Annotated in this window: 29 protein-coding genes; all 29 read left to right on the top strand. The window is 35.9% G+C overall.

Features of this window, described 5'->3' with window-relative positions; genetic code table 11:
- The first annotated feature begins 131 nt into the window (after window positions 1-131).
- The gene (gene spoIVA, locus GI584_RS12475; protein WP_100360355.1) at window positions 132-1,610 is read left to right on the top strand and encodes a stage IV sporulation protein A; all 1,479 of its coding nucleotides are present in this window, start codon (window positions 132-134) and stop codon (window positions 1,608-1,610) included.
- Window positions 1,611-1,964: 354 nt separating this feature from the next.
- On the top strand, window positions 1,965-2,237 hold the full coding sequence (locus GI584_RS12470) for an HU family DNA-binding protein (RefSeq protein ID WP_035721086.1): 273 nt from the start codon (window positions 1,965-1,967) through the stop codon (window positions 2,235-2,237).
- A 170-nt stretch (window positions 2,238-2,407) separates the two neighbouring features.
- The gene (locus GI584_RS12465; protein WP_153791434.1) at window positions 2,408-3,190 is read left to right on the top strand and encodes a heptaprenyl diphosphate synthase component 1; all 783 of its coding nucleotides are present in this window, start codon (window positions 2,408-2,410) and stop codon (window positions 3,188-3,190) included.
- Window positions 3,187-3,903 (top strand): demethylmenaquinone methyltransferase, encoded by a 717-nt coding sequence (locus GI584_RS12460; RefSeq protein ID WP_100360357.1) that lies wholly within the window; start codon window positions 3,187-3,189, stop codon window positions 3,901-3,903. The genes GI584_RS12465 and GI584_RS12460 overlap by 4 nt, the downstream gene beginning before the upstream one ends.
- Before the next feature lie 12 nt (window positions 3,904-3,915).
- Window positions 3,916-4,887, top strand: a complete 972-nt coding sequence (gene hepT, locus GI584_RS12455) for a heptaprenyl diphosphate synthase component II (protein ID WP_153791433.1) — start codon at window positions 3,916-3,918, stop codon at window positions 4,885-4,887.
- Between the two features lie 13 nt (window positions 4,888-4,900).
- Window positions 4,901-5,347: a nucleoside-diphosphate kinase gene (gene ndk / locus GI584_RS12450; RefSeq protein ID WP_100360359.1), complete on the top strand. Its 447-nt coding sequence runs from the start codon at window positions 4,901-4,903 to the stop codon at window positions 5,345-5,347.
- Between the two features lie 35 nt (window positions 5,348-5,382).
- A complete protein-coding gene (locus GI584_RS12445) occupies window positions 5,383-6,153 on the top strand; it encodes a CheR family methyltransferase (protein WP_100360360.1) in 771 nt (256 codons plus the stop codon).
- An 85-nt stretch (window positions 6,154-6,238) separates the two neighbouring features.
- The gene (gene aroC / locus GI584_RS12440; RefSeq protein ID WP_153791432.1) at window positions 6,239-7,405 is read left to right on the top strand and encodes a chorismate synthase; all 1,167 of its coding nucleotides are present in this window, start codon (window positions 6,239-6,241) and stop codon (window positions 7,403-7,405) included.
- Complete coding sequence (aroB, locus tag GI584_RS12435; protein ID WP_153791431.1) at window positions 7,405-8,481, top strand: 3-dehydroquinate synthase; 1,077 nt, start codon at window positions 7,405-7,407, stop codon at window positions 8,479-8,481. Before aroC ends, aroB begins: the two co-directional genes overlap by 1 nt.
- Window positions 8,481-8,852, top strand: a complete 372-nt coding sequence (aroH, locus tag GI584_RS12430) for a chorismate mutase (protein ID WP_100360363.1) — start codon at window positions 8,481-8,483, stop codon at window positions 8,850-8,852. The genes aroB and aroH overlap by 1 nt, the downstream gene beginning before the upstream one ends.
- A gap of 24 nt (window positions 8,853-8,876) precedes the next feature.
- The gene (hisC, locus tag GI584_RS12425; protein ID WP_153791430.1) at window positions 8,877-9,965 is read left to right on the top strand and encodes a histidinol-phosphate transaminase; all 1,089 of its coding nucleotides are present in this window, start codon (window positions 8,877-8,879) and stop codon (window positions 9,963-9,965) included.
- A gap of 14 nt (window positions 9,966-9,979) precedes the next feature.
- Window positions 9,980-11,080, top strand: a complete 1,101-nt coding sequence (locus GI584_RS12420) for a prephenate dehydrogenase (RefSeq protein WP_194841989.1) — start codon at window positions 9,980-9,982, stop codon at window positions 11,078-11,080.
- Window positions 11,081-11,092: 12 nt separating this feature from the next.
- Entirely contained in the window at window positions 11,093-12,385 is a 1,293-nt protein-coding gene (gene aroA / locus GI584_RS12415; RefSeq protein ID WP_153791428.1) for a 3-phosphoshikimate 1-carboxyvinyltransferase, read from the top strand.
- Between the two features lie 379 nt (window positions 12,386-12,764).
- Window positions 12,765-14,036, top strand: coding sequence for a tetratricopeptide repeat protein (locus GI584_RS12410; protein ID WP_153791427.1), 1,272 nt, complete (start codon window positions 12,765-12,767; stop codon window positions 14,034-14,036).
- A gap of 17 nt (window positions 14,037-14,053) precedes the next feature.
- A complete protein-coding gene (locus GI584_RS12405; RefSeq protein ID WP_100360368.1) occupies window positions 14,054-14,614 on the top strand; it encodes a ReoY family proteolytic degradation factor in 561 nt (186 codons plus the stop codon).
- A 123-nt stretch (window positions 14,615-14,737) separates the two neighbouring features.
- A complete protein-coding gene (locus GI584_RS12400; protein ID WP_100360369.1) occupies window positions 14,738-15,196 on the top strand; it encodes a DUF2487 family protein in 459 nt (152 codons plus the stop codon).
- Between the two features lie 142 nt (window positions 15,197-15,338).
- Window positions 15,339-15,860 carry a QcrA and Rieske domain-containing protein gene (locus GI584_RS12395; RefSeq protein ID WP_100360370.1) on the top strand — a complete coding sequence of 174 codons (522 nt, stop codon included), beginning with the start codon at window positions 15,339-15,341 and terminating at the stop codon, window positions 15,858-15,860.
- A gap of 3 nt (window positions 15,861-15,863) precedes the next feature.
- Window positions 15,864-16,538 carry a menaquinol-cytochrome c reductase cytochrome b subunit gene (gene qcrB / locus GI584_RS12390; RefSeq protein ID WP_018933723.1) on the top strand — a complete coding sequence of 225 codons (675 nt, stop codon included), beginning with the start codon at window positions 15,864-15,866 and terminating at the stop codon, window positions 16,536-16,538.
- Between the two features lie 27 nt (window positions 16,539-16,565).
- Entirely contained in the window at window positions 16,566-17,360 is a 795-nt protein-coding gene (locus GI584_RS12385) for a menaquinol-cytochrome c reductase cytochrome b/c subunit (protein WP_100360371.1), read from the top strand.
- Between the two features lie 134 nt (window positions 17,361-17,494).
- Window positions 17,495-18,076, top strand: a complete 582-nt coding sequence (gene lhaT, locus GI584_RS12380; protein WP_153791426.1) for a lipoprotein heptaprenylglyceryl N-acetyltransferase LhaT — start codon at window positions 17,495-17,497, stop codon at window positions 18,074-18,076.
- 423 nt (window positions 18,077-18,499) lie between these two features.
- Window positions 18,500-18,649 (top strand): hypothetical protein, encoded by a 150-nt coding sequence (locus GI584_RS12375; protein ID WP_153791425.1) that lies wholly within the window; start codon window positions 18,500-18,502, stop codon window positions 18,647-18,649.
- Window positions 18,650-18,786: 137 nt separating this feature from the next.
- On the top strand, window positions 18,787-19,500 hold the full coding sequence (locus tag GI584_RS12370; RefSeq protein ID WP_194841988.1) for a sporulation protein YpjB: 714 nt from the start codon (window positions 18,787-18,789) through the stop codon (window positions 19,498-19,500).
- Between the two features lie 76 nt (window positions 19,501-19,576).
- The gene (locus tag GI584_RS12365) at window positions 19,577-20,254 is read left to right on the top strand and encodes a zinc metallopeptidase (protein WP_153791423.1); all 678 of its coding nucleotides are present in this window, start codon (window positions 19,577-19,579) and stop codon (window positions 20,252-20,254) included.
- Window positions 20,255-20,321: 67 nt separating this feature from the next.
- A complete protein-coding gene (locus GI584_RS12360) occupies window positions 20,322-20,672 on the top strand; it encodes a nucleotide pyrophosphohydrolase (protein ID WP_100360375.1) in 351 nt (116 codons plus the stop codon).
- Window positions 20,665-21,465, top strand: a complete 801-nt coding sequence (dapB, locus tag GI584_RS12355) for a 4-hydroxy-tetrahydrodipicolinate reductase (protein ID WP_153791422.1) — start codon at window positions 20,665-20,667, stop codon at window positions 21,463-21,465. The genes GI584_RS12360 and dapB overlap by 8 nt, the downstream gene beginning before the upstream one ends.
- Window positions 21,466-21,478: 13 nt before the next feature.
- Entirely contained in the window at window positions 21,479-21,874 is a 396-nt protein-coding gene (gene mgsA / locus GI584_RS12350) for a methylglyoxal synthase (RefSeq protein ID WP_100360377.1), read from the top strand.
- Between the two features lie 26 nt (window positions 21,875-21,900).
- Window positions 21,901-23,037, top strand: a complete 1,137-nt coding sequence (gene bshA, locus GI584_RS12345) for an N-acetyl-alpha-D-glucosaminyl L-malate synthase BshA (protein ID WP_100360378.1) — start codon at window positions 21,901-21,903, stop codon at window positions 23,035-23,037.
- Window positions 23,030-24,211 carry a CCA tRNA nucleotidyltransferase gene (locus tag GI584_RS12340; RefSeq protein ID WP_194841987.1) on the top strand — a complete coding sequence of 394 codons (1,182 nt, stop codon included), beginning with the start codon at window positions 23,030-23,032 and terminating at the stop codon, window positions 24,209-24,211. Before bshA ends, GI584_RS12340 begins: the two co-directional genes overlap by 8 nt.
- Complete coding sequence (locus tag GI584_RS12335; RefSeq protein ID WP_153791420.1) at window positions 24,201-25,178, top strand: biotin--[acetyl-CoA-carboxylase] ligase; 978 nt, start codon at window positions 24,201-24,203, stop codon at window positions 25,176-25,178. Before GI584_RS12340 ends, GI584_RS12335 begins: the two co-directional genes overlap by 11 nt.
- The last annotated feature ends 7 nt before the right edge of the window (window positions 25,179-25,185 follow it).

Genomic DNA, 25,185 nt, shown 5'->3' with positions numbered 1-25,185 from the left:
TCTGACTGGTATATCAGGAAAGTTTATTTATTATGCGAATATTTAGCATAAATTAATAGGACAACATCATAGAATAGAATTGTCAAAGATTCGAAGGAATGATGAGGTCGAATAGATCGGGAGGGGATCATTTGGAAAGGGTAGATATCTTCAAGGATATTTCAAAACGTACGAATGGTGATATTTATTTAGGTGTCGTTGGAGCAGTTCGGACCGGTAAGTCTACATTTATTAAAAAATTTATGGAAAAGACCGTCTTACCAAACATGACGAATGAAAGTGATCGATTGAGAGCACAAGATGAATTACCACAAAGTGCAGCAGGAAAAACAATTATGACAACTGAACCAAAATTTGTTCCTAATCAGGCAGTGTCGCTAACGGTAGAAGAAGGTTTAGATGTAAATGTTCGACTAGTAGATTGTGTTGGATATACAGTTAATGGCGCACAGGGTTTTGAAGATGAAAACGGCCCACGTATGATTCACACACCTTGGTATGAAGAGCCTATACCTTTTCATGATGCAGCCGAAATTGGAACAAGAAAAGTTATTCAAGAACATTCTACAATGGGCATTGTAGTTACAACAGATGGAAGTATAGGAGAAATACCTAGAGGCGACTATGAGGACGCAGAATCACGTATTGTAGATGAATTAAAAGAAGTTGGAAAACCATTTATCATGATTATTAATTCCGTACAACCTTATAATCAAGAAACTGAATTATTAAGGCAAGACCTTACAGAAAAATATGATATTCCAGTTCTGTCCATGAGTGTAGAAAGTATGACTGAGCATGATATTAATAACGTATTAAGAGAAGTACTATATGAGTTTCCAGTACTCGAAGTCAATGTTAACTTACCAAGTTGGGTATTAGTTTTAGATGAGTCACACTGGTTAAGACAAAATTATCAAATTGCGATTGAAGAGACTGTTAAAGATATAAAAAGATTAAGAGATGTTGACCATGTAATAGGTCAATTTGATCAATTTGATTATATTCAGCAAGCATCTTTAGCAGGTATTGAGATGGGAGAAGGTATTGCAGATATCGATCTTCACGCTCCAGATGAGTTATATGATCAAGTATTAAAAGAAATCGTTGGTGAAGAAATCAGAGGTAAAGATCACTTACTTCAATTAATGCAAGAGTTTACGAATGCCAAAAAAGAATATGATCAAATTGCTGAAGCATTAAAAATGGTAAAACAAACAGGTTATGGTGTAGCAGCTCCGGCTTTGACTGATATGGCGTTAGAAGAGCCTGAAATTATTAGACAAGGTTCAAGGTTTGGGGTTCGGTTGAAAGCTGTAGCACCGTCTATTCATATGATAAAAGTAGACGTAGAATCTGAATTTGCTCCGATTATTGGGACAGAAAAACAAAGTGAAGAATTAGTCAGATATTTAATGCAAGATTTTGAGGAGGATCCATTATCCATTTGGCAATCTGACATTTTTGGAAGATCTTTGAGTTCAATCGTTAGAGAAGGGATTCAAGCGAAGCTATCTCTGATGCCTGAAAACGCTAGATTTAAATTAAAGGAAACTTTAGAACGAATTATCAATGAAGGTTCAGGTGGTTTGATCGCAATAATTTTATAAAAAAGATTGAAAAAGCGTTAATGTATTAACATTACGCTTTTTTATTTTGTATATATTCATATTTTTTGGCAATAATAGGTAATAGCAATGAAACTAATATCCTAATTACTAAAAATATTATGATATCAACGTTTGAAAACACTTGCATCCCTAAATAACATATGATAACATTCATGATAACTTAGCAGTAATTGGAGAAAATAATAATTTTTTCTCTATGAAATGCGAATAATTGTTGAATTATCTTTCATTCTCAGTTATTATAAGCCTTGTCATCATTTGATGGATGGCATTTAGCTATAAGTATTTCTTTGAAAGAATTTTATAGCTTTTTATTGGGAGGAGGTGAATATCATGAACAAGACAGATCTAATTAATGCAGTTGCAGAAAAAAGTGAACTTTCTAAAAAAGATGCAACAAAAGCTGTAGATGCAGTTTTTGAATCTATCATGGATTCACTTAAAGATGGTGAAAAAGTTCAATTAATTGGTTTTGGTAATTTTGAGGTACGCGAGCGTGCAGCACGTAAAGGGCGTAATCCACAAACTGGGGATGAAATCGAAATTCCAGCAAGTAAAGTGCCTGCTTTTAAACCAGGTAAAGCCCTTAAAGATATCGTAAAATAATATGGTATTACATATGGGCAAAAAAGGGTGCAGCTTGCACCCTTTTTTCATATCACCTATCCTAATTTCTCCTCTGAAAATTTTCCTTTCGCAAACTATCCTGTAGGATGTAAACTTATGCTATACTATGTTAATATAGAATAGGATTTTGAAGAATTGCGGTGAATTTGATGACATACATAGATACAATTAATTATTATACAAATTTAATAACGCAAACTATTAACCAAAGTTTCCTGAATAAACATTTAGATGAACCCGAGTTAGAAATACATAAAATGATTACTCTTCATGAATTAGTCCAGGATAAGCAAAACTATGAAGAATTAGTACAGACAACCATGTTAGTTCAGATCGCTTTGAATACACATGATAAAATCAGCATCAATTTTGAGGAAGAAAATATAAGGAAACAGCAACTTACAGTGTTGGCAGGAGATTATTATTCAGGTATCTATTATCATTTATTAGCAAAACATAATAACTTAGCTTTTATTCGTTTGCTTGCAGACGGAATTAATGAAATGACCCAAGCTAAAATCGGTTTTTATTATTCTGATTTTAATGATTTGGACAACTTTCTTGTCGAATTTAAAGAAATCGAGTGTAAACTAATTGAGAAAGTAACTTATTTTGTTAATAAATCAGATCATTTACCGTATGTTACTACTTGGATATTAGCAAGGCGTTTGGAATATGAATTAATACAGTTACGTAAGGGAAAACGTACTTTTTTCCATCGATTAGTATTAGAAAATGTACAAAGTATACAAAATAATGAACAGTTGGAGAAAAAAGTACGACAGCATTTGATCAAAATTAATCGGGATTTGGATCAAATAATGACTAATAACAAAAAAGATGTAGTAATACCAAAAGATTTAGATTTATTTAATTTTAGCACGTTAACGAAAAAATGGAATATGGTTTTGGAAGAAGGATTATCACAATGACAAAGGAATCAAAAGAAGAGAAAGTACATCAAGTATTTGAAAAGATTTATAATAATTATGATTTTATGAATTCGATTATTTCATTCCAGAAACATAAAAAATGGCGAAATGATGTAATGAATAGAATGCAAGTACAACCTGGTGCCAAATCGTTAGATGTATGTTGCGGTACGGGAGATTGGTCTTTTTCATTATCCGAAGCAGTAGGAGCGAATGGAGAAGTAATTGGCCTAGATTTCAGTCAAAATATGTTATCTGTTGCTAGAGAAAGACAGGCTGAAAACTCATTCAACAATGTACAATTTATACAAGGAAATGCAATGGAGTTACCGTTTGAAGATAATTACTTTGATTATGTCACCATTGGATTCGGTTTGCGAAATGTCCCAGATTATTTACAAACATTAAAAGAAATGCATCGAGTTGTGAAACCAGGCGGCATTGTTGTATGTCTTGAGACTTCGCAACCAACAGGAATGGTCTTTCGGAAATTATACTATTTTTATTTCAAAAATATTATGCCTTTATTCGGTAAGCTTTTCGCGAAAAGTTATCAAGAATATGTGTGGTTGCACGAGTCCGCGAAAGACTTTCCTGGAAAAGAAGCATTAAAGAGTTTATTTGAAGATGCTGGACTTGTAAATGTCCAATATAAAAGCTATACAGGTGGGGTAGCGGCCATGCATCTAGGTGAAAAACAAGTGGAGAAATAAAGGTGAAATCAAATGAAGCTTGCAAAAACATATACTTTTTTAAAAAAAGATTTATCATTAATTGAAGATGCATTGGAAGAAACCGTGTATGCAGACCAACCAGTTTTGCACGATGCCTCTACCCAATTATTAAAGGCTGGTGGCAAGAGGCTACGACCGGTTTTCGTATTATTAGCATCCAAATTTGGTGATTACAACCTAAATAGAATCAAAAATGTCGCTAGTTCTTTAGAATTAATTCATATGGCCTCACTCGTACATGATGATGTCATAGATGACTCTGACATAAGGCGTGGTAAACCAACAGTAAAAGCTAAATGGGACAATCAGGTAGCGATGCTCACAGGTGATTATATATTCGCTAAAGCCTTACAACAATTTACTGAGATAGATCAGCCACGAGCCCATCAAATATTAGCTAAGACGATGATGGAATTAACGATAGGTGAAATTGAGCAAATTAAAGATAAATATAACCTAGATCAAAATTTAAGAGTCTATTTAAGAAGGATAAAAAGAAAGACGGCGTTATTAATATCATCCAGTTGTCAACTGGGTGCTATTGTAGCAAATACTGACAATGAAACAGAAAAAGCCTTATTTCGTTATGGTTACTTTATGGGAATGTCCTATCAAATAATCGACGATATATTAGATTTTACCGCTTCTGAGAAAGAATTGGGCAAACCAGCTGGCAGTGACCTGCTTCAAGGCAATATAACACTACCTGTTTTATATGCCATGGAAAACCGCCACATTCGACATGAGTTGGAGGAGGCCTTTGCTGATACCGGTAATATAAACCCAAATCTAATGGTGCCTATTATTTCAAAAATATCAAAATCCGACGCAATTGCAAAAGCTAGAGGAGTGAGTGACCAATATCTTCAGAAAGCGTATGATTCTCTTAGTTTACTACCGGATATTCAAGCGAAAGAAGCTTTAGCTAACATTGCTAATTACATAGGAAATAGAAAAATATAACGAGGTGAATACTGTGGAACAGACATTTTTAATGATTAAACCAGATGCTGTACAACGTAATTTAATTGGTGAAATTATAGCAAGATTTGAAAGGAAAGGTTTCAAATTAGTTGCAGCAAAGCTTATGACGATTTCGGAACCTCTAGCAAAGCAACATTATGCTGAACATAAAGGGAAGCCTTTTTTTAATGATTTAGTATCTTTTATTACTTCCGGACCTGTATTTGCTATGGTATGGCAAGGGGAAAATGTAATCGAATCTTCAAGGAAAATGATGGGGAAAACGAATCCTCAAGAAGCTGAAACAGGTACAATCAGAGGAGATTTTGGGATTGTTACTCATCGTAATATTATTCATGGTTCTGACTCATCTGAAAGTGCGGGTAGAGAAATCAATCTGTATTTTAGTAAAGAAGAAATACAGAGCTATGAAAAAAATGTTGATCACTGGCTATCATAGTTCCACCTGAACAGCTAGATTGAGGGAGAAGAGACATGACGGATTATCAAACTTTTATAGGTCAGATATACAAAAAAACCGGCCTTGACTTATCTTTGTACAAAGAAGTACAAATGAAAAGGCGATTAACTTCTTTACGAAATAAACGGGGTTATGACTCATTTAACAGCTACTATAAAGCAATTAGTAATGACCAGCAATTACTCCAGGAATTTTTAGATAAAGTTACCATCAATGTATCTGAATTTTTTCGCAATCCAGCTAGATGGAGAGTGTTGGAAGATAAAATTGTTCCGAAATTTAAAGAAACAAAGAGAAAAATAAAGATTTGGAGTGCAGCTTGTTCTACTGGGGAGGAGCCATACACATTAGCGATTATTGCCAATCAATTCTGGAATCTAACAGACATAGAAATCTTGGCAACTGATATAGATCCTAATGTGTTAGCGAGAGCAAAGCAAGGTATATATAATGACAGAGCATTGCAAGAAGTACCAGAAGATATTAAAAAGAAATATTTTCACCAAGAAGGTGATACCTACAAAATTAATGAACAAATGAAACAAGCTATCACCTTTAAAGAACATAATCTACTTGCAGACCCATATCCATCAAATGTAGATTTGATCGTTTGTCGAAATGTACTCATCTATTTTACAGAAGAAGCTAAAAATACGATTTATCATAAATTTAGTGACGCATTATCCAATGATGGTGTATTTTTTGTTGGAAGCACTGAACAAATATTTTCACCGGATGAATACGGACTGGAAGTTTTAGACACCTTTTTTTATGGGAAAATATAAATTGCATAAAAATCAGAAAATTTCTACACACATTTTTTGAATGCTGTGTTATAGTAATACAAAAATATATTTGAGGGGGATAACAATGCGATATTTAACAGCGGGTGAATCGCATGGTAAACAACAAACAACAATTATTGAGGGATTACCAGCGAGAATGCCGATTACACCAGATGACATTAATGATTCGCTCCTGCGCCGCCAGAAAGGACACGGCAGAGGAAAACGAATGCAAATAGAGAAAGATTTAGTAGATGTAGTAGGTGGCGTGCGCCATGGTTATACCTTAGGGTCTCCAATAGCTCTCGTTGTACATAATGATGATTTTAAACACTGGATTGATGTGATGGGAGAAGACCCTGTACCAGAAGATCAAAAAATTCGTCGCGTTGTGACTCGTCCACGTCCAGGCCATGCTGACTTAAATGGTTCGCTTAAATATGGGCATCGAGATATGCGTAATATTTTAGAACGTTCATCAGCAAGAGAAACAACTGCTCGAGTTGCGGCTGGTGCAGTTGCTAAAACATTATTAAAACAATTGGATATCAAAATAGTTGGATATGTAAGAGAAATAGCCGGAATTAATGCAACAGAAAAACCAGAATTATCGATAGATGATAAGATGCGTATTTCAGAAGATTCCCCTGTTCGCTGTTTAGATGAGATAGCCGGGCAGCAAATGATGGATGCAATCGACAAAGCGAAGAAAGATGGAGATTCCATTGGTGGTGTTTGTGAAGTAGCTATTGAAGGTCTCCCAGCAGGAATTGGCTCATATGTACACTATGATCGAAAATTAGATGGTAGAATCGCTGGGGCAGTACAAAGCATTAATGCTTTTAAGGGTGTTGAATTTGGAATTGGATTTGAAGCAGCTCGTAAAAATGGCAGTGAGGTGCATGATGAAATCCTATGGTCAGAAGAACGTGGTTATTACCGTAGAACGAATCGCCTAGGTGGTTTTGAAGGTGGAATGACGACTGGTATGCCAGTTATCGTAAAAGGAGTCATGAAACCAATTCCTACGTTATACAAACCACTTCAAAGTGTAGATATTGAGACAAAAGAGCCTTTTAATGCAAGTATTGAAAGATCTGATTCTTGTGCAGTTCCAGCTGCAGCTGTAGTAATGGAGCATGTCGTTGCATTTGAAATTGCTAAAGCAATCTTAGAACAATTCCCAAGTGATCAATTTCCTAAACTAAAAGAAACAATCAATCAATACCGTGAGGAAATAAGGTGCTTCTAATGCATAAGCAGACAATAACAACTAGTACAAATCAATATGATGTTTTTATCGGTAAAGGCATTTTGGGAAATTTGAAAGATTATCTACCTAAAGAGTATCGCAACATATTGATTATTACGGATACCATTGTGAATGAGCTATATACAGAAAAAGTTGTAGCTAGTCTTCCTGAAGAAGCAAAGGTATCTGTTAGTATAGTCCCATCTGGTGAAGCCTCCAAAAGTATTGAGCAATATTATCAATTATTGACGGATGCCATTCAACAACCGTTAGATCGCAAATCTCTCATTATTGCACTAGGTGGAGGTATGATTGGAGATTTAGCAGGATTTGTTGCTGCTACCTACATGAGAGGAATTGACTTTATTCAAGTTCCTACCACAATTTTAGCTCATGATAGCAGTGTAGGTGGGAAAGTAGCAATTAATCATCCGGAGGGTAAAAATCTAATCGGAAATTTTTATCCACCGCAAGCAGTGCTTTATGATATCGATACGTTACACTCATTGCCTGATAAAGAAATACGATCAGGTTATGCAGAAGTAGTCAAGCATGGCTTTATTAGTAACCACGCTTATTTGGAAGATATACTGAAAGTGAACCTTACAGAAACGATAGATTCAAATGTGATGACCGATCATTTACAGAAAGGGATCGCTGTCAAAGCACAGGTTGTGGAACAAGATGAGAAGGAATCTAACATTCGGAAATTCCTGAATTTTGGACATACTTTAGGTCATGCTATTGAATCGGAACTTGGCTACGGGAAAATCACTCATGGTGAGGCGGTTGCAATTGGTATGTTATTTGCTATCAGAGTAAGCGAACAAATGTTAGGTAGTAAGTTACCATACGAAGCATTGTATAATTGGTTATCTGATAATCATTATCCTTTAGATTTACCATCGAAATCTGCTGCACAACTTGTTGAACGTATGAAAAAAGATAAAAAATCTGAGAATGCAACTGTTCAAATGGTATTATTACGAGAAATAGGTGAGCCAATAACAGAAAACATATCCGACCAAAAACTCACCAATCTTCTAGAAAACTTTATGAGAGAGTTGGGTTCATAATGATCAGAGGGATACGAGGAGCAACTACTGTAAAGAACAATGATGCAGATGAAATAATTCAGGTAACACGAGAAATGATTGAAGCAATGGCCAGCGAGAACGATATAGACCCTGAAACAATTGCTTCTGTGATGATTTCAGTAACACCTGACCTGAATGCTACTTTTCCAGCAAAAGCCCTACGATTAATTGATGGGTGGAAATACGTTCCGGTAATGTGTATGCCAGAAATTAATGTTCCTGGCAGTTTACCAAAATGCATTAGAGTGATGATGACTGTAAATACATCTAAAAATCAAAAAGAAATTGAACATATTTATTTAAATGATGCAATTAAACTAAGACCAGACTTGATAGAAGAGAATAAGTAAGTAATATAGAAAGGAGTTATGTCATTGCAAGCAAAACAAGTATTTCAGAACATGTCACCATATACACCTGGAAAACAAATTGAAGAAGTAAAAAAAGAATATGGTTTAACTAAGATAGTCAAATTAGCATCAAACGAAAATCCATTTGGCTATTCTGATAAAGTAAAAGATGCTATTCCACGTATGATTGATCACCTGGAGATTTATCCAGATGGTTATGCAACAGCTTTACGTGAAACATTGGCTAGAAAGTTAAATGTAGGAGAGAAACAATTAATTTTTGGTTGTGGATCTGATGAAGTCGTAGATATCATATGTCGTACATATTTAGAAGAAGGAACAAATACTGTAATGGCAACTCCGACATTCCCTCAATATAAGCATAACGCATTAATTCAAGGTGCAGAAATCGCAGAAGTACCTTTAATCGACGGTTACCATGATTTAGAAGCAATGCTTAAGCAAATCAATGCCCAAACAAGAGTGGTATGGCTATGTTCACCTAACAACCCCACTGGTTCATTGATTAGTCGAGATAAGTTAATTAATTTTTTAGATGCATGTTCATCTGAAGTTATGGTTGTTTTAGACGAAGCGTACTATGAATACATCGAAGACAGCCAAAATCCGGATAGTATTGGACTATTAAAAGACTATTCAAATTTAGTGATTTTACGTACATTCTCTAAAGCGTATGGTTTAGCTAATTTACGTGTAGGTTATGGTGTGGCATCAGAAGGGATTGCTACTAATTTAAATATCACGCGTGGACCATTTAATACGACGTCCATTTCACAATTATCTGCTCTAGTGGCGCTTGAAGATGAAGCCTTCTTACAACACACGTGTCGAGAGAACCTCGAGAATAAGAAAGCATTTATGCTGGCCTGTGACGAAATGGGTTTAAGGTACTATGATTCAGAAGCAAATTTTCTTTTTGTGAAATTGCCGACTTCAGGTGATGCATTGTTTGAATATTTATTAAAAAATGGTTTCATCGTTCGTTCTGGCGAAGCACTAGGGCATCCTAATGGCGTACGAATTACCATCGGTTCTAAAGAACAAATGAATGAGATAGTAACGAATTTGAAAGAATTTTTAGCATCAATATAAAAGGAGAATAAATCGTGAAACAAACGGTTTTAATAGCGGGTCTCGGATTGATAGGAGGCTCGCTTGCTTTAAGTATACGAGAAACGAAAGAAGTACGATTAATTGGATATGATTCTAATTACAGTACACTTGAATATGCCAAGATGAATAAAATCGTAGACGATGTTTATAATGACTTTACGGAGGCAGTAGTTCAAGCCGATATATGTATCTTAGCTGCACCTGTTTCTGTGACAGTAGATTTGATCAATATCTTAAACAAACTTACATTTAAAAAGTCGATTATTGTGACAGATGTAGGCTCTGTTAAAGGGCCGATTATGGATGTGGCTAGTAAACTTGATTCACCGAACATTGCTTTTATAGGTGGTCACCCAATGGCAGGCTCACATAAGAAAGGAATTCAAGCTGCTAAAAAGCATTTGTTTGAGAACGCGATCTACGTTCTGTCCCCAACAGATAGTAGCACGGAAGAGGATCTAGAACGATTACAAGCACTTTTAACACCAACTAAATCTAAATTTATAATCTTAGAACCGGATGAACATGATGAAATGACAAGTGTTATTTCCCATTTTCCACACTTAATCGCTTCCTCCCTTGTCCATCAGGCAAGAAATTGGCAAAAAACGCATCCATATATACATAAACTCGCTGCAGGAGGATTTCGTGATATTACAAGGATTGCTTCTAGTAACCCTTTAATGTGGCGAGATATATTCTTTCAGAATCGATCGAAAATGAGTAGGTTAATGGATGATTGGATAGAAGAAATGAAGCAATTGAAAAATTTGATCGACACTGGGGAAAAAACGCAAATCGAGAAATATCTAGAGCAAGCACGCGAGTATCGTGATGGATTGGATAGTGGTAAGCAAGGAGCTATTCCATCCTATTACGATGTTTACGTTGATATTTTTGACCAACCAGGTGCTATATTGAAAGTGATCGAATTATTAGCTAATCATGATATAAGTATTAATAATATTGAAATATTAGAGATCAGAGAAGGCATTACTGGTGTTTTACGCTTAAGCTTCCAAAACGAAAATGATCAGAAATTAAGTCAAGCTGTTTTGAAGAAAAATCACTATGATACGGTGATTGAAGAATAGGAGAGGAATATCTTGTCACAAAAAGTATTAGCATTTGAAAGAAAGACGCTAACTGGTAACATTACTGTTCCTGGAGATAAATCTATTTCTCATCGAGCGGTAATGTTTGGTTCCTTAGCTGAAGGAAAAACCAAGATTACTAACTTTTTAGCTGGTGAGGACTGTTTATCAACTATCGGAGCTTTTCAAGCAATGGGAGTTTCTATCCACCGTGAAGAAAATACTGTGCTAATTGAATCTGCTGGAGTTAACGGACTAAAAGAACCGGTTCAACCGATTGACTTGGGGAACTCTGGAACAACCGCTCGGCTATTAATGGGTATTTTAGCAGGTTTGCCATTTCACTTTGCGTTGTATGGTGATGATTCGCTATCGAAGCGACCGATGGATCGTATTGCTAATCCATTACGCAAAATGGGTGCAAAAATTGACGGCCGAGAAAATGGCCGCTTACTTCCGATTGCTATAAGAGGTGGTCATTTATCACCAATTGATTTCAAGCCACCTGTCAAGAGTGCTCAAGTAAAATCAGGTGTATTGTTAGCTGGTCTCTTAACAGATGGGGTAACGACCGTAGAAGAAGTGACAAAAACGCGAGATCACACGGAGAACATGCTAAAAGCGTTTGGTGCTGATATTGATGTGGAAGGTACAAAAGTAAAAATAACAGGTAATAAGAAATTAACTGGCTGTGATATCGAAGTACCTGGAGATATTTCATCTGCTGCATTTTTCCTGGTCGCTGCAGCCATTACCGAAGGAAGTCAAATCACCATTGAAAATGTTGGTCTTAACCCGACACGAACTGGTATCATTGATGTATTAAAATTGATGAATGTTTCCATTCAAGTCATTGAAAAAAGAACGATTGGTGGGGAACCAATCGGTGATATCACGGTGCAAGCTTCACAGCCAAAGGCTACAGTGATAGAAGGAGATATTATCCCACGAATTATCGATGAAATTCCAATAATTGCTTTACTGGCAACACAAGCAGCCGGTCAAACCGTAATAAAAGATGCTGAAGAATTGCGTTTTAAAGAAACCGATCGCATTGAATCAGTGGTTAATACATTATCAAGATTGGGTGCGACTATTTCTGGTACGAAGGATGGTATGATTATTGAGGGAAATACACAGCTTCATGGTGGTGTAACAGAATCGTATGGTGATCACAGGATTGGGATGATGATCGCAGTGGCATCTCTTTTAACAGATGAAAAAGTAGAACTACATGATGATGAATGTATCTCGATCTCCTATCCTACCTTTTTCGAACATTTACATTCCTTACTATCCAACTAAACAAGAAGATCCATGTTGAGTCAATACTGAACATGGATCTTTTTTAGGTAATAAACAAAATCTATAAGCTACGAAACTGTCAAGTGGGTTTGCTCTCTTCCATTCTTTTGGGGTTGAGTGCTAAGTGCGTCTATGCGAGGTCTTCAGACGTATTCCAGTACTCTTTATGGAAGGAACGGAGGAAAGTCTTACTCTAAAAATATTCACTAGTTCGTAGTTTTTATCTAATTTGAATTTATTTTCCCAGAGTAGTGTAGAATGGAAATGAGATGGTTATTTGCATTTTTTTGTTCTTATAAATTGTCTTAGTTGCTCGATTGGTTGTTATCCGATAAGATGAGTAGTTAGAAGGATACGTTATAAAGAAAGGTTGAAGTCATTGAATACAATTGAACAAGCAATTGAAATGATCCATGCTGGAGAAGTTAAAGAAGCCTTATCATTGCTAAATGAAACGGCAATTTCAGCTGATATAGATACAAAACTAGAAATTACACAAATTTTTGTAGAATTAGGAAATCATGATTTGGCAGAAGTTCTTTTAAAAGATATTCTAGTTACAGAACCGAATAATAGCGAAGCGAAATTATTATTAGCAGATATAATGATTGACGATAACAAAGACGAAACAGCGATTGAACTTTTGAATGAAATAGAAGATGGAGATGAAAATTATCTTCAGGCACTAGTACAGCTTGCCGATTTATACCAAGCGCAAGGATTATTTGAAGTAGCAGAGAGAAAATTACTGATAGCGAAAAATATAGCCCCTGAAGAAGCGATAATTGATTTTGCACTAGGTGAATTATTGTTTTCTTCCGGAGAATACCATAAATCGATTATATATTTTGAAAAACTAAGGCAAACAACAGAAGAATTTGCTGGGGTTAACATTGCTAGTCGATTAGCAGAAGCATATGCTCTAAATGGTGAATTTGAAGCATCCCTCGATCATTATCAAACATTAAATACCGGAGATCCTGAAACGCTCTTTCGGTACGGTTTTTTAGCTTATAAGTCCGAACGATATGAAATAGCGATTCAAGCATGGGAAAAGTTATTAGAAGAAGAGTTAGAATATCCTTCTGTTTATTTGTATCTTTCTAAAGCATATGAAGAAGAAGGCATGATTGAGGAGGCTTACCAAACGGCCAATCAAGGGGTAGAGATGGATCCGTTTAATAAAGAAATGTGGTTTACTGCGGGCAGGATCACACTTAAAACAGGAGAAAGTGAACAAGCATTTGATTTAGTGAAAAAAGCAATAGCGCTAGATAACGAATATCAGGAAGCACTTTTATTCTTAGTGGAGACATATAAAAAACAAAATAATAATTCTGAAATTATTCACTTATTAACGGAAGAGGTTGATATTGACCCATTAGACGGTATTTTCTACTGGGAGCTTGCCAAAGCTTATAATGAGGAAGAAGAGTTTAAACAGGCATTAAATGCGTACCAGAATGCATACAATAAGATAAAGCAAGATACTGACTTCTTAAAAGATTATGGATATTTTCTAGTAGAAGAAGGGAGGATCAGTATAGCCTTAGAAGTATTGGAAGAGTATATGGTTTTAGAACCATCAGATTTCGATATTCAACAATATGCCGAACGGTTGAAAGATCAAAATAATGATACTCTCTTTTAAATGGAGGGGAAGTGAAATTGGAAACTTCAATTCGTGTTGAGGATAAAAAATCATTTATTCAGTGGTTTTTAGGAAATTATCAACTAAAAAAAAGAGAAAGTGTTTGGATTCTTAATTATTTATTGAATCATGAACAATTGTTAGATCATGTTCATTTTGTCTTAGAAGCACGCTTTTGTCCAAGAGCGATGATTATTTCTACGCATTGTTCAAAAGAGATAGCTTTTCGTTTTTATAAAAAGCATATCGTAACAACCGATGCAGATAAATCGTTTCATGATATCCGGCTACATGCTAAAGAACCTATATATATCCAACTTAACTTTAAAGATTCCAAACAGTGTATCCCTTATATGAAAGTATTGGAGGATAATCCGTTTATTCCTGATGACTACTTCTTGACCAAAAGCGATAAAAAAATGGCCGAAGAGTGGTTAGAATATTCGTTATATGAATATAAAAAAGAAATATTACTCCAAAACATAAATGAGGCGTTAGACCAAAAGAATCAACAATTGTTTGAACATTACTCTGATCAATTGAAGAAACTAGAAGCATCCTATATTATTAAGAAGTGAATAGATTGATGAACGGGAGACCCATAACAATGGGAATATTCCGTTTCTTTTTGTGGATTATTGTCAACTTGGCATCAAGCCAAGTTTTTCATGTTCTAGTAATTATAATAGGGAGGATAATAGATGCGTTGGAAAAAGGAAGATCTGGAATTGTTTTTTCAATCAAAAGAATATATTGATACGCTTTGTATACCACTAATACCCCTAGATTTACAAACAGAATCAGAGGCAACAAAATTAGCTAATCAAAATACTTCTTTGCAGATTATATCTGATGAATTAGAAAGAAACTATACGGGTAGAATAATGCTGAGTCCGCCTTATACATACATACGCAGTACTAACTATGAGAAGGAGAGTTCCATTCTCAATCAGTGGACAAGCATGCTTTCCAATAATCATTTTAAACATATATTTCTACTTACTTATGATGTCAACTGGAAAAAATACGAACGTCTTCTGGAAAATAATTTAATATGGCTAACCGCTACTACAATTGAAGATTACCAATCGAATCAATCTAAAAAATGGGTGAACGAACAAGTTCAACAAATCAGTGAGTTGATAAGAACCTATTGGTGAAAGTTATTCTTGATAGAAAAAAGATATTAAAAATTAGATTTTATTGACCAGTTCAAAAGTTTACGCTATCATAGTAATGTCCTAGTAATATATAAGAGTTTATAATCCATGAAGTCGGAATATGTGTAGAGGGGGGTAAATGATGTCAGAGAAAAAACAACAAGTGTCCCGTCGTCAATTTCTAAATTATTCATTAACAGGGGTTGGCGGATTTATGGCTGCTAGTATGCTTGCACCTATGGTACGTTTTGCAATTGATCCAGTTTTACAAGCTACTGGTGGAGGTGATATGCATGCCGTGGTTGATGTATCAGAGATCACAACAGAGCCTCAACGGTTTGACTGGACTATTGAACAAGTCGATGCTTGGTACACATCAAACGTAACAAAAAGTGCATGGGTTTATAAAGATGAAAATGATGAGATTGTTGCATTATCGCCGACATGTAAACACTTAGGCTGTGCAGTGAACTGGTCAGGTAACCCTGATTATCCTGATCAATTTTTCTGTCCGTGTCATGATGGTCGTTATTACAAAAACGGTTTAAATGTCCCGAATACACCACCAAATGCGGCATTAGACTTATTTGAATTCGAAGTGAAGGACGGAACATTATATCTTGGAAATGTTGTCGAGAATACGGTTCAGGAAGGAGGGGCTTAATAGATGCTACAGAAGATTTATGACTGGATTGATGATCGTGTCGACATAACGCCACTCTGGCGAGATATTGCAGATCACGAAGTGCCAGAGCATGTTAATCCGGCACATCATTTTTCTGCGTTTGTATATTGTTTTGGTGGCTTAACATTCTTTGTAACAGTCATTCAAATTTTATCAGGGATGTTCTTAACGATGTATTACGTGCCTGATATCGAAAATGCATGGCGCTCTGTTTATTACTTGCAGACAGAAGTTGCACATGGACAAATCGTAAGAGGTATGCACCACTGGGGAGCAAGTGTAGTTATTGTGATGCTATTTTTACATACGTTACGTGTTTTCTTTCAAGGAGCTTATAAGAAACCGCGTGAGCTTAACTGGATGGTAGGTGTCCTTCTATTCTTTGTTATGCTTGCATTAGGATTAACTGGTTACTTATTACCATGGGACAATAAAGCATATTTTGCAACAGTAGTAACACTTGAAATTGCGGAGGGTGTACCTTTTATTGGAGAAATGGCTAAAACATTACTTAATGGGGATCCATCTATTGTTGGGGCCCAAACATTAGCTAGATTCTTTGCAATTCACGTGTTCTTCTTACCAGCAGCATTATTCGTGTTGATGGCTATTCACTTTATCATGATCCGTAAGCAAGGGATTTCTGGTCCGCTATAAACTAGAGCTAACGAAGGAGGGATAGCAGTGAAACGAGGAAAAGGGATGAAGTTTGTCGGCGATTCACGAGTTACGGCTGACAAACAAAAGTTTATTCCAAAAGATTATTCGGAATATCCTGGTAGAACAGAAGCATTTTGGCCAAATTACTTATTAAAAGAATGGTTAGTAGGGGCAGTATTTTTAGTAGGTTTCCTATGTTTAACCATTGCACACCCTGCACCACTAGAGAAAATGGCTGATCCAACTGATACTAGTTATTTACCATTACCAGACTGGTATTTCTTATTCTTATATCAATTATTGAAGTATAAATTTGCAAGTGCACAATTCTTTGTATTAGGTGCAATCGTTATTCCGGGACTTGCATTTGGTGCACTTTTCTTAGCACCATTCTTAGACAAAGGAAAAGAGCGTCGCCCGCATAAAAGACCGATTGCTACTGGATTAATGATTCTTAGTTTTATTGCTGTATTTTGGTTAACTTATGAAGCAGCAGCACACGTTGACTGGGAAGAAAAAGCAGAAAATAACCAACCGGAGTGGCCGGATGATCAACCTACTGTCGAAATAGATGAGTCCGATCCAGGTTATGCACTGTATGAAGAGAACAGTTGTATTAATTGCCACGGTGGAGATTTAACAGGTGGAGGAGCTGCTCCAGGATTAATTGGTATTGAGCTTGATGTGGATGAAATTAAAGATATTGCAGTAAACGGTGTTGGTCAGATGCCTGCAGATCAATTCCAAGGTAACGAAGAAGAATTACAACAACTTGCAGAGTTTATTGTTTCAGTAAATGAAGAGGCTGCAGAAGAATAAATCATTACCCTCGCTCGTAATAACATGGGCGAGGGTTTTTAGTACGGTTATCAGAGAAATATTGAATGTGTAGAATTATTTTGACAAACATAATTTTAGACATCTGAAAATAGTGAATAGTAGAGGAGAAATATATGATACTGCAAAAATTTTTGTTCCACCCATATTTTATTGCTCTTTTATTTATAGTGAATCTACTGGGTACTATTTATGGATACTTCTGGTATGGCAACCAACTGAGTAATACACCTGTTCAGTTTCTTGCCTTTGTACCTGACAGTCCAACAGCCAGTCTGTTTTTCACATTGTTTTTATTTTTTCTGTTAGTAGGGAAGCGTGTACCAATTATCGAAGCGTTAGCATTTACTTCACTTGTGAAATATGGGACCTGGGCTGTTGTAATGAACCTTTTAACACTATACTTTAATGGAGATTTAAGTTGGCAGGGATATATGTTAATCGCTTCTCATGGCGCAATGGCGATTCAAGCATTTTTGTATGCACCACTTTATAAGATTGAATTAGGCCATTTAGCTATTGCCGCCATATGGTTATTACATAATGAACTGATCGATTATGTGTATGGCATGATGCCTGTTTATGGTAGCTTAACTGATTACCATCAACATATCGGGTATTTTACTTTTTGGTTATCGATTATAACCATCTTTACCGTTTATCAGATATCGGTAAAGAAAAATATTAGACAATTATAAGATGAAAACCCACCCCGGTCGTCATCACCACATTGATTAATAGTAGATAAAAACTGCGAACTAATTAAAATTCAGATTTGCTCTCTTCCATTCTGATTATTGTTGAGTGCTAATTCGCCGCTGCGGAAAAAATACTCGCTTTCCGAGGGGAACGCTTCAGCCTCCTCGGAAGCCAAAACCGCTTCCTGTGGGGGTCTTCAGACTGTTCTTTTCCCACAGGAGTCTCGTATTTTTTTCCGCAGCTTAGAGTAGCTTACTGATTAAGTGAGAGGAGATCCTAAGAATATAATTCCGTAGGTTTTATTCTTACAATAATTAGAGAATCACTTTTAGCGTAGGCTGAATACGCAGACTCCTGTGGGGACAGCACGAGCTGAAGACCCCGCAGAAAAGCGCACTTTGCTTTTTGAGGAGGCTGACGCCGTGCCCACGGAAAGCGAAGTATTCTGCCGGAGCGGTATGCTAGTACTCCCTAGAGCAGAATGGAAGAAAGCAAATCCACATGACAGTTACTTCGCAGTTTATGCATTTTACGGATCATTTTTAGATAAGCTTTTCTTCGGTTCAGAGTGAATAGAATTATTTCTCTTGCATATTAGTGAACAATAAAACACGATTTCGCGAGGCTATTGATTCGTACTGATTCAAATGCATAACTACGACCGATCTTTCATACATTTTAAAAAAGAAAGATGGAAGAAGGGGTAGTTGTGCGAAATAATATATTTTCATTTTTTTTCATCTTAATATTAATACAAGCTTTTCATCCATTCGATCTTTCTGCTCAAAGTAATGATCATTATATGTATACCTTTGAACGGCTTGTACAAGAGCAGCGTTATCAAGTAGCAGTCCAAATCATTGAAAATAATCAAACGACCATTTTACAGAGAGTTGCAGAAGAAAAGGGTACATACGAGCCGATTATGAGAGAATACCTTGATAATTGTCTCCGTATACTGCTTGATGAGCAGACAACAGATTCAGAAAAATCCCTGGCAGCCCAACAAACCATTATTTTATGGGATGCAATGATATCAGACAATGCTCCATTATGGACAACTTGGAAGTATGAATTAGAAAGAAAGATGAATAGACTATTAGATCAGGAGCAAGTGAGTCAATCTGATATGGAAGAAGTTATATATTATGTGGAAGCTATATCCCCGGTTGTTAAACTGCATTTGAATGATGAACAATACCAAGATTATCAGCAGTCATTGAGTGTATTAACGAATAATCATCAATCGTATGATGAAATCGAATTAGAAGAAACGTTTATACAAATATCTAAGCTTAATATTGACACATTGAATAATGCAAATGCCCAATATACAAAGTGGTTGATATTTATAGTATTCGGCTTTATTTTCCTGAGTTTATCTTACGTTGCATGGGCAAAATACAAAGGAGAATCAACGTAATCATTTAAATTGACACTTTGTCGTTTTTTGACTAAAATTGACCTTAGTGAGATGTTTTTATAATGGAGGAATGAAGATGATTGGATATTTAGTTTATCTCGCTTTATTAATTTTAGTCCCATTATGGGCGCAATCAAAAGTAAAAAACACTTATAAAAAATATTCGCAAGTAATGAATTCTAACATGGTAACAGGTGCACAAGTTGCTAGAAAAATATTGGATGATAATGGCCTGTACCATGTTTCGATAGAAGAGACGAAAGGTATGCTGTCTGATCATTATGATCCACGTAAAAAGGTAGTTCGTTTATCAAGAGATAACTATCATGGCTATTCTGCAGCAGCTGCAGCAATTGCCGCTCATGAAGTAGGTCACGCTATTCAAGATGCTGAGTCATATGCATTTTTACGCTTTCGACATGCATTAGTACCGATAGCAGGATTAGGAGATAAAATGTCGTTTATTTTTATCATTGCTGGTATCCTACTAAATGCAATGAACTTGGTACTAATCGGGGTTATTTTCATGTCATTTGCGGTTCTATTCCAACTTGTAACATTACCGGTAGAGTTTGATGCTTCTAACCGTGCAATGGGCCAACTTGTATCTTCCGGAATCATTCGTAATAACGAAGAACGACAAACTAAAAAAGTATTAAATGCCGCAGCATTAACTTATGTCGCAGCTGCACTCGTAGCAGTGGCAGAATTAATTCGTTTTGCTTCGATGTTTTTACTTGCAAATGATGATTAAGATTAAATATGATGAAAGGCAGATGTGTAAACATCTGTCTTTTTACTTTATCTCTGGAGGGTCTTAAATGTATAATAAAGAAAATATGCAAGTTATGCAAAAGAGGGTCGATCAATATATTTCGCAATTTGAAGAAGGTTATTTTTCACCATTAAGTATGCTTGCACGTTTCACAGAGGAAATTGGCGAGTTAGCGCGTGAGGTCAACCATCATTATGGCGAAAAGCCAAAAAAGAGTTCTGAAGATAATAATTCGATCGAAGCAGAATTAGGAGATCTTCTTTTTGTTATGATTTGTTTTGCTAATTCACAAAATATTAGTTTAAGTGAAGCATTTGAAAAAACAATCAATAAAATCGAAACAAGAGACAAAGATCGTTGGACAAGAATAGAGAATCAGGAGGATAATAATGAGTAAAGTAAAAGTAATTGTAGCAGGACCCAGAGGTAAAATGGGTAGTGAAGCTCTAAGAATGATTGAACAACAAGAAGAACTGGAATTAGTCGCTTGTTTAGATCATAAATTTGAAGGTAAACAAATTAACGAATTTGAGGAACTGCCAAAGTTCGATGCTGTGATTTATACGGATATCGAAGCATGTTTTCAATCTGTGGAGGCAGATGTTTTAGTCGACTTGACGACACCTGAATTTGGTTATATACATACAAAAACAGCGATAAACTATGGGATTAGACCAGTAGTAGGCACAACTGGTTTTACAGAAGATCAATTACAAGAACTGACTGATTTGGCCGAGGAGAAAGAAGTTGGCGTTATTATTGCACCAAATTTTGCTTTAGGTGCGGTACTAATGATGCAATTTGCGAAATGGGCAGCTAAATATTTTCCGGATGTCGAGATTATTGAAAAACACCACGATAATAAACTGGATGCTCCATCTGGAACTGCAGTAAAAACTGCTTCATTGATTAAGGATGTACGTGAGACGAAAAAGCAAGGGCATCCGGATGAAAAAGAAACCATTTCTGGCGCAAGAGGTGCCGATATCGATGGTATGAAGATCCATAGTATGCGTTTACCAGGACTTGTTGCACATCAGGAAGTGGTATTTGGTTCGTCTGGAGAGAACCTAACCATCAAACATGATTCGTTTCATCGCAAGTCCTTTATGACAGGAGTTAAATTGGCAATTGATAATGTAATGAAGCTGGATATTTTAGTTTATGGATTAGAAAATATACTTGAATAGGGGAGAGTACCAGATGAATATAGCTTTAATTGCACACGATAAAAAGAAGACAGATATGGTTAATTTTACATTAGCCTATTCAGCCATTTTGAAAAATCATACTCTTTATGCGACCGGAACGACTGGCAAAAAAATTAACGAAGCAACTGGTTTATCAATCGAACGCTTCGAATCCGGACCATTAGGTGGGGATCAACAAATAGGTGCTAAAATTGCAACCAATGAAATGGACCTCGTTATATTTTTCCGTGATCCATTAACAGCTCAACCTCATGAACCGGACATAAGTGCACTGATGCGTTTATGCGACGTTTATCAAATTCCTCTAGTAACTAACTTAGGAGGAGCAGAAGTAATGATAAGAGCGCTTGACGCAGGTTTTTTTGAATGGCGTAATCTACAGTCATAAATCCAAGATAATAGGTGGGTTGCCACATGCTAAAAATAGGAATTATATGTTATCCATCAGTAGGTGGATCTGGAATAATTGCAACCGAATTAGGTAAAATGCTCGCAAAACAAGGTCATGAAATTCATTTTATTACATCCAGTCTTCCATTTCGTTTGAACTCATTTAATCCAAATATTTATTTTCACGAAGTTGAGTTAAATCATTATCCTGTTTTTCAATATCCACCTTACGATTTAGCTTTGGCAACGAAAGTAGCGGAAGTAATAGATACAGAAAAATTAGATATCATTCATGCACATTATGCAGTACCTCACGCTATTTGTGCTATTTTAGCGAAACAAATGGCAAAGCATCCAGTAAAAATTGTAACTACTTTGCATGGTACGGATATTACCGTTCTAGGAATCGACCTAAGTTTGAAAAAGATGATCCAATTTGGAATCGAACAATCAGATGCAGTTACTGCTGTATCACATAGTCTGGTAAATCAAACCAAAGAAATGTTAGAAATACAGCGCCCTATCCATGTGATGTATAATTTTGTAAATGAACAAGAATATCAAGCACATAATAGAGTAGAGTTGAAGCAAAAATTCGGAATCCAAAAAGATGAAAAAGTCTTGATTCATATTTCTAATTTTCGAAAAGTAAAGAGATTAGAAGATGTGATTCGCACCTTTGCAGCCGTAAATAAAGAAACTCCTTCCCGACTTTTGTTAATTGGTGATGGTCCAGAGTACGGTAGAATTTATGATCTGGTAAGAGAATTGCAATTGGATCAAGTGGTCCACTTCCTTGGTAAACAGAAAAATATTCCTTCTTTGCTTTCCATTGCAGATATTAAATTATTATTATCTGAGAAAGAAAGCTTTGGACTTGTTTTACTAGAAGCAATGGCTTGCGGTGTTCCTTGTATTGGTTCAAATGTCGGCGGAATTCCGGAAGTTATTGAAGATGGAGTAACAGGATTTATTGAAGAACTGGGAGATATTAATGCATTTGCTGCCAGAACACTAGAGTTAATTAGTGATACGAATAAATGGCATGCGTTTTCGGACAATGCAAAAGAAAGAGTTTTACAATGTTTTTCATCTGATAAAATTAAGAAGCAATATGAAGATTTGTATGCTAAAGTGTTAGGTGAGTACGATGATGTCTGATCAATTTAAGATAGCTCAACAAGTTGTGAATGCTATTCGAGATCATGGCTTCCAGGCTTATATTGTTGGTGGCGCTGTTAGAGATTCCATCCTTAGACGAGATGTCTATGATATAGATATCGCAACCTCAGCTTATCCTGAGCAAATACAGGAAATATTTAAAAAAGTGATACCGACTGGAATTGACCATGGTACAGTCTTAGTGCGCTATCATGGTACATCCTTTGAAGTGACGACATTTCGAACCGAAACAGGTTATAGTGACTTTAGAAGACCAGATGCAGTGAACTTTGTTACGGATTTAGCGGAAGATCTTGCAAGAAGAGATTTTACCATGAACGCAATTGCAATGGATCAATCCTTACAACTGATTGATCCATACCAGGGCAAACTAGATATCAAGAATAAAATAATTCGTACAGTGGGGAACGCACAGGAGCGTTTTTTAGAAGATCCATTAAGAATGATGCGAGCTATCCGTTTTCAGAGTCAATTAGGATTCAAATTGGACAACGAAGCTTTACATGCTATTCACGATAACAGGAAATGGCTCGAAAAAATTGCGGTGGAAAGAATCGCGATTGAGTGGGAAAAAACGTTAAAAGGTCCATATTTCAATGAAGCAAAACAAAACTTATTTCGTGTGAATTTAGCTAACCATTTACCAGTCATCTCTGAACATATATATATACAACAAGCGCTGAAAAGTCTGACAAGTTCGTTGCCAAGTTTCGCAGCTTTTATTACTTATATGCACCTAAAAGTATCTGATATAGCTATATCCTCTTGGACAAACAAATGGAAACTATCCAATCAAATAAAAAAAGATAGTAAGCTGTTAGTTCAACTGATTCAAGACTATACAAAAGAACCATTAAAGTGGGTACTATATCGTTTACCGGAAGATTTAATAGAGGATTTTTCAACATTGTGTTTATTATTTCAAAATGATCCAATAAACAAGGAAGATATCGTAGCGATTAAAAAAAGCTTGATTATAAAAAAAAGAAGAGAATTAGCAATTAATGGAAAAGATATTATTTCCTTTTTCCCAGATCGACAGACAGGATCCTGGATTCAAAACATGCTTCTCGAAACAGAGAAAGCAGTGGTTTCAGAAATAATAAAAAATGATAAAAATGATATAAGAGAGTGGTTACAATATGACAACTAATAAACGCCACGAATTAATTTCCTTACTGGCAGAACAGGATGATCGATATATATCTGGACAAGCTTTGTCCGAGAAATTAGAAGTTTCTCGTACTGCAATATGGAAACATATCAATGAATTAAAAAAAGATGGTTATCAGTTTGAATCTGTTCCTAAAAAAGGATATCGCCTAATAGCTAAACCCGAGAAACTCAATGAAAGCACGATTAAATGGGGATTAGCTACAAAATGGCTAGGTAAGCGTATTGAGTTTAAACAAGAGGTAGCATCTACGCAGGATTTAGCACATACATTAGCTAGAAAAGGTGCAGAACATGGCATTGTAGTTACTACCAACAAGCAACTATCTGGACGGGGACGAATGGACCGTCGTTGGGTTTCTGATCATGATGGCGGAATATGGATGAGTCTCATCCTCAGACCTAATATTCCACCACACCAGGCATCACAAATGACGTTATTTGTGGCTGTCACCCTCGTAGACACACTGGAGCGTGTCACCGGACAAAAGATTCAAATAAAATGGCCAAATGATTTATTTATTGATGGTAAAAAAATATCTGGAATCTTAACAGAAATGCAGGCAGAATTGGAAGCTATTCAATACTTAATCATCGGTTTTGGTATTAATGTAAATCAACTTTCTAAAGATTTTCCGGAAAGTCTAGAAGGAAAGTCTACTTCTCTCCGGATGGAATCTGGACAGGAATGGAACAGACAAGCAATCATTCAGAATGTTCTACGAGATTTTGAAATAGCTTATCAAACTTATCTGGATACGGGCTTTGAACCAATCAAAGAAAAATGGTTGGCGCATGCTTATAGATTGAATGAAAAAATTCATGTTAAAACAAGCCAAGAAGACTATGTTGCCACAGTCAAGGGGATAACGAATGATGGTGCATTGATCGTTTTAAATGACAAGAATGAGGAAAAAGTTATTTATAGTGCAGAAATTATATGGTAAGGGGTTA

Source organism: Gracilibacillus salitolerans (assembly GCF_009650095.1).
Classification (GTDB): domain Bacteria; phylum Bacillota; class Bacilli; order Bacillales; family Amphibacillaceae; genus Gracilibacillus; species Gracilibacillus salitolerans.
This window is presented reverse-complemented; position numbering and strand designations above follow the sequence as displayed.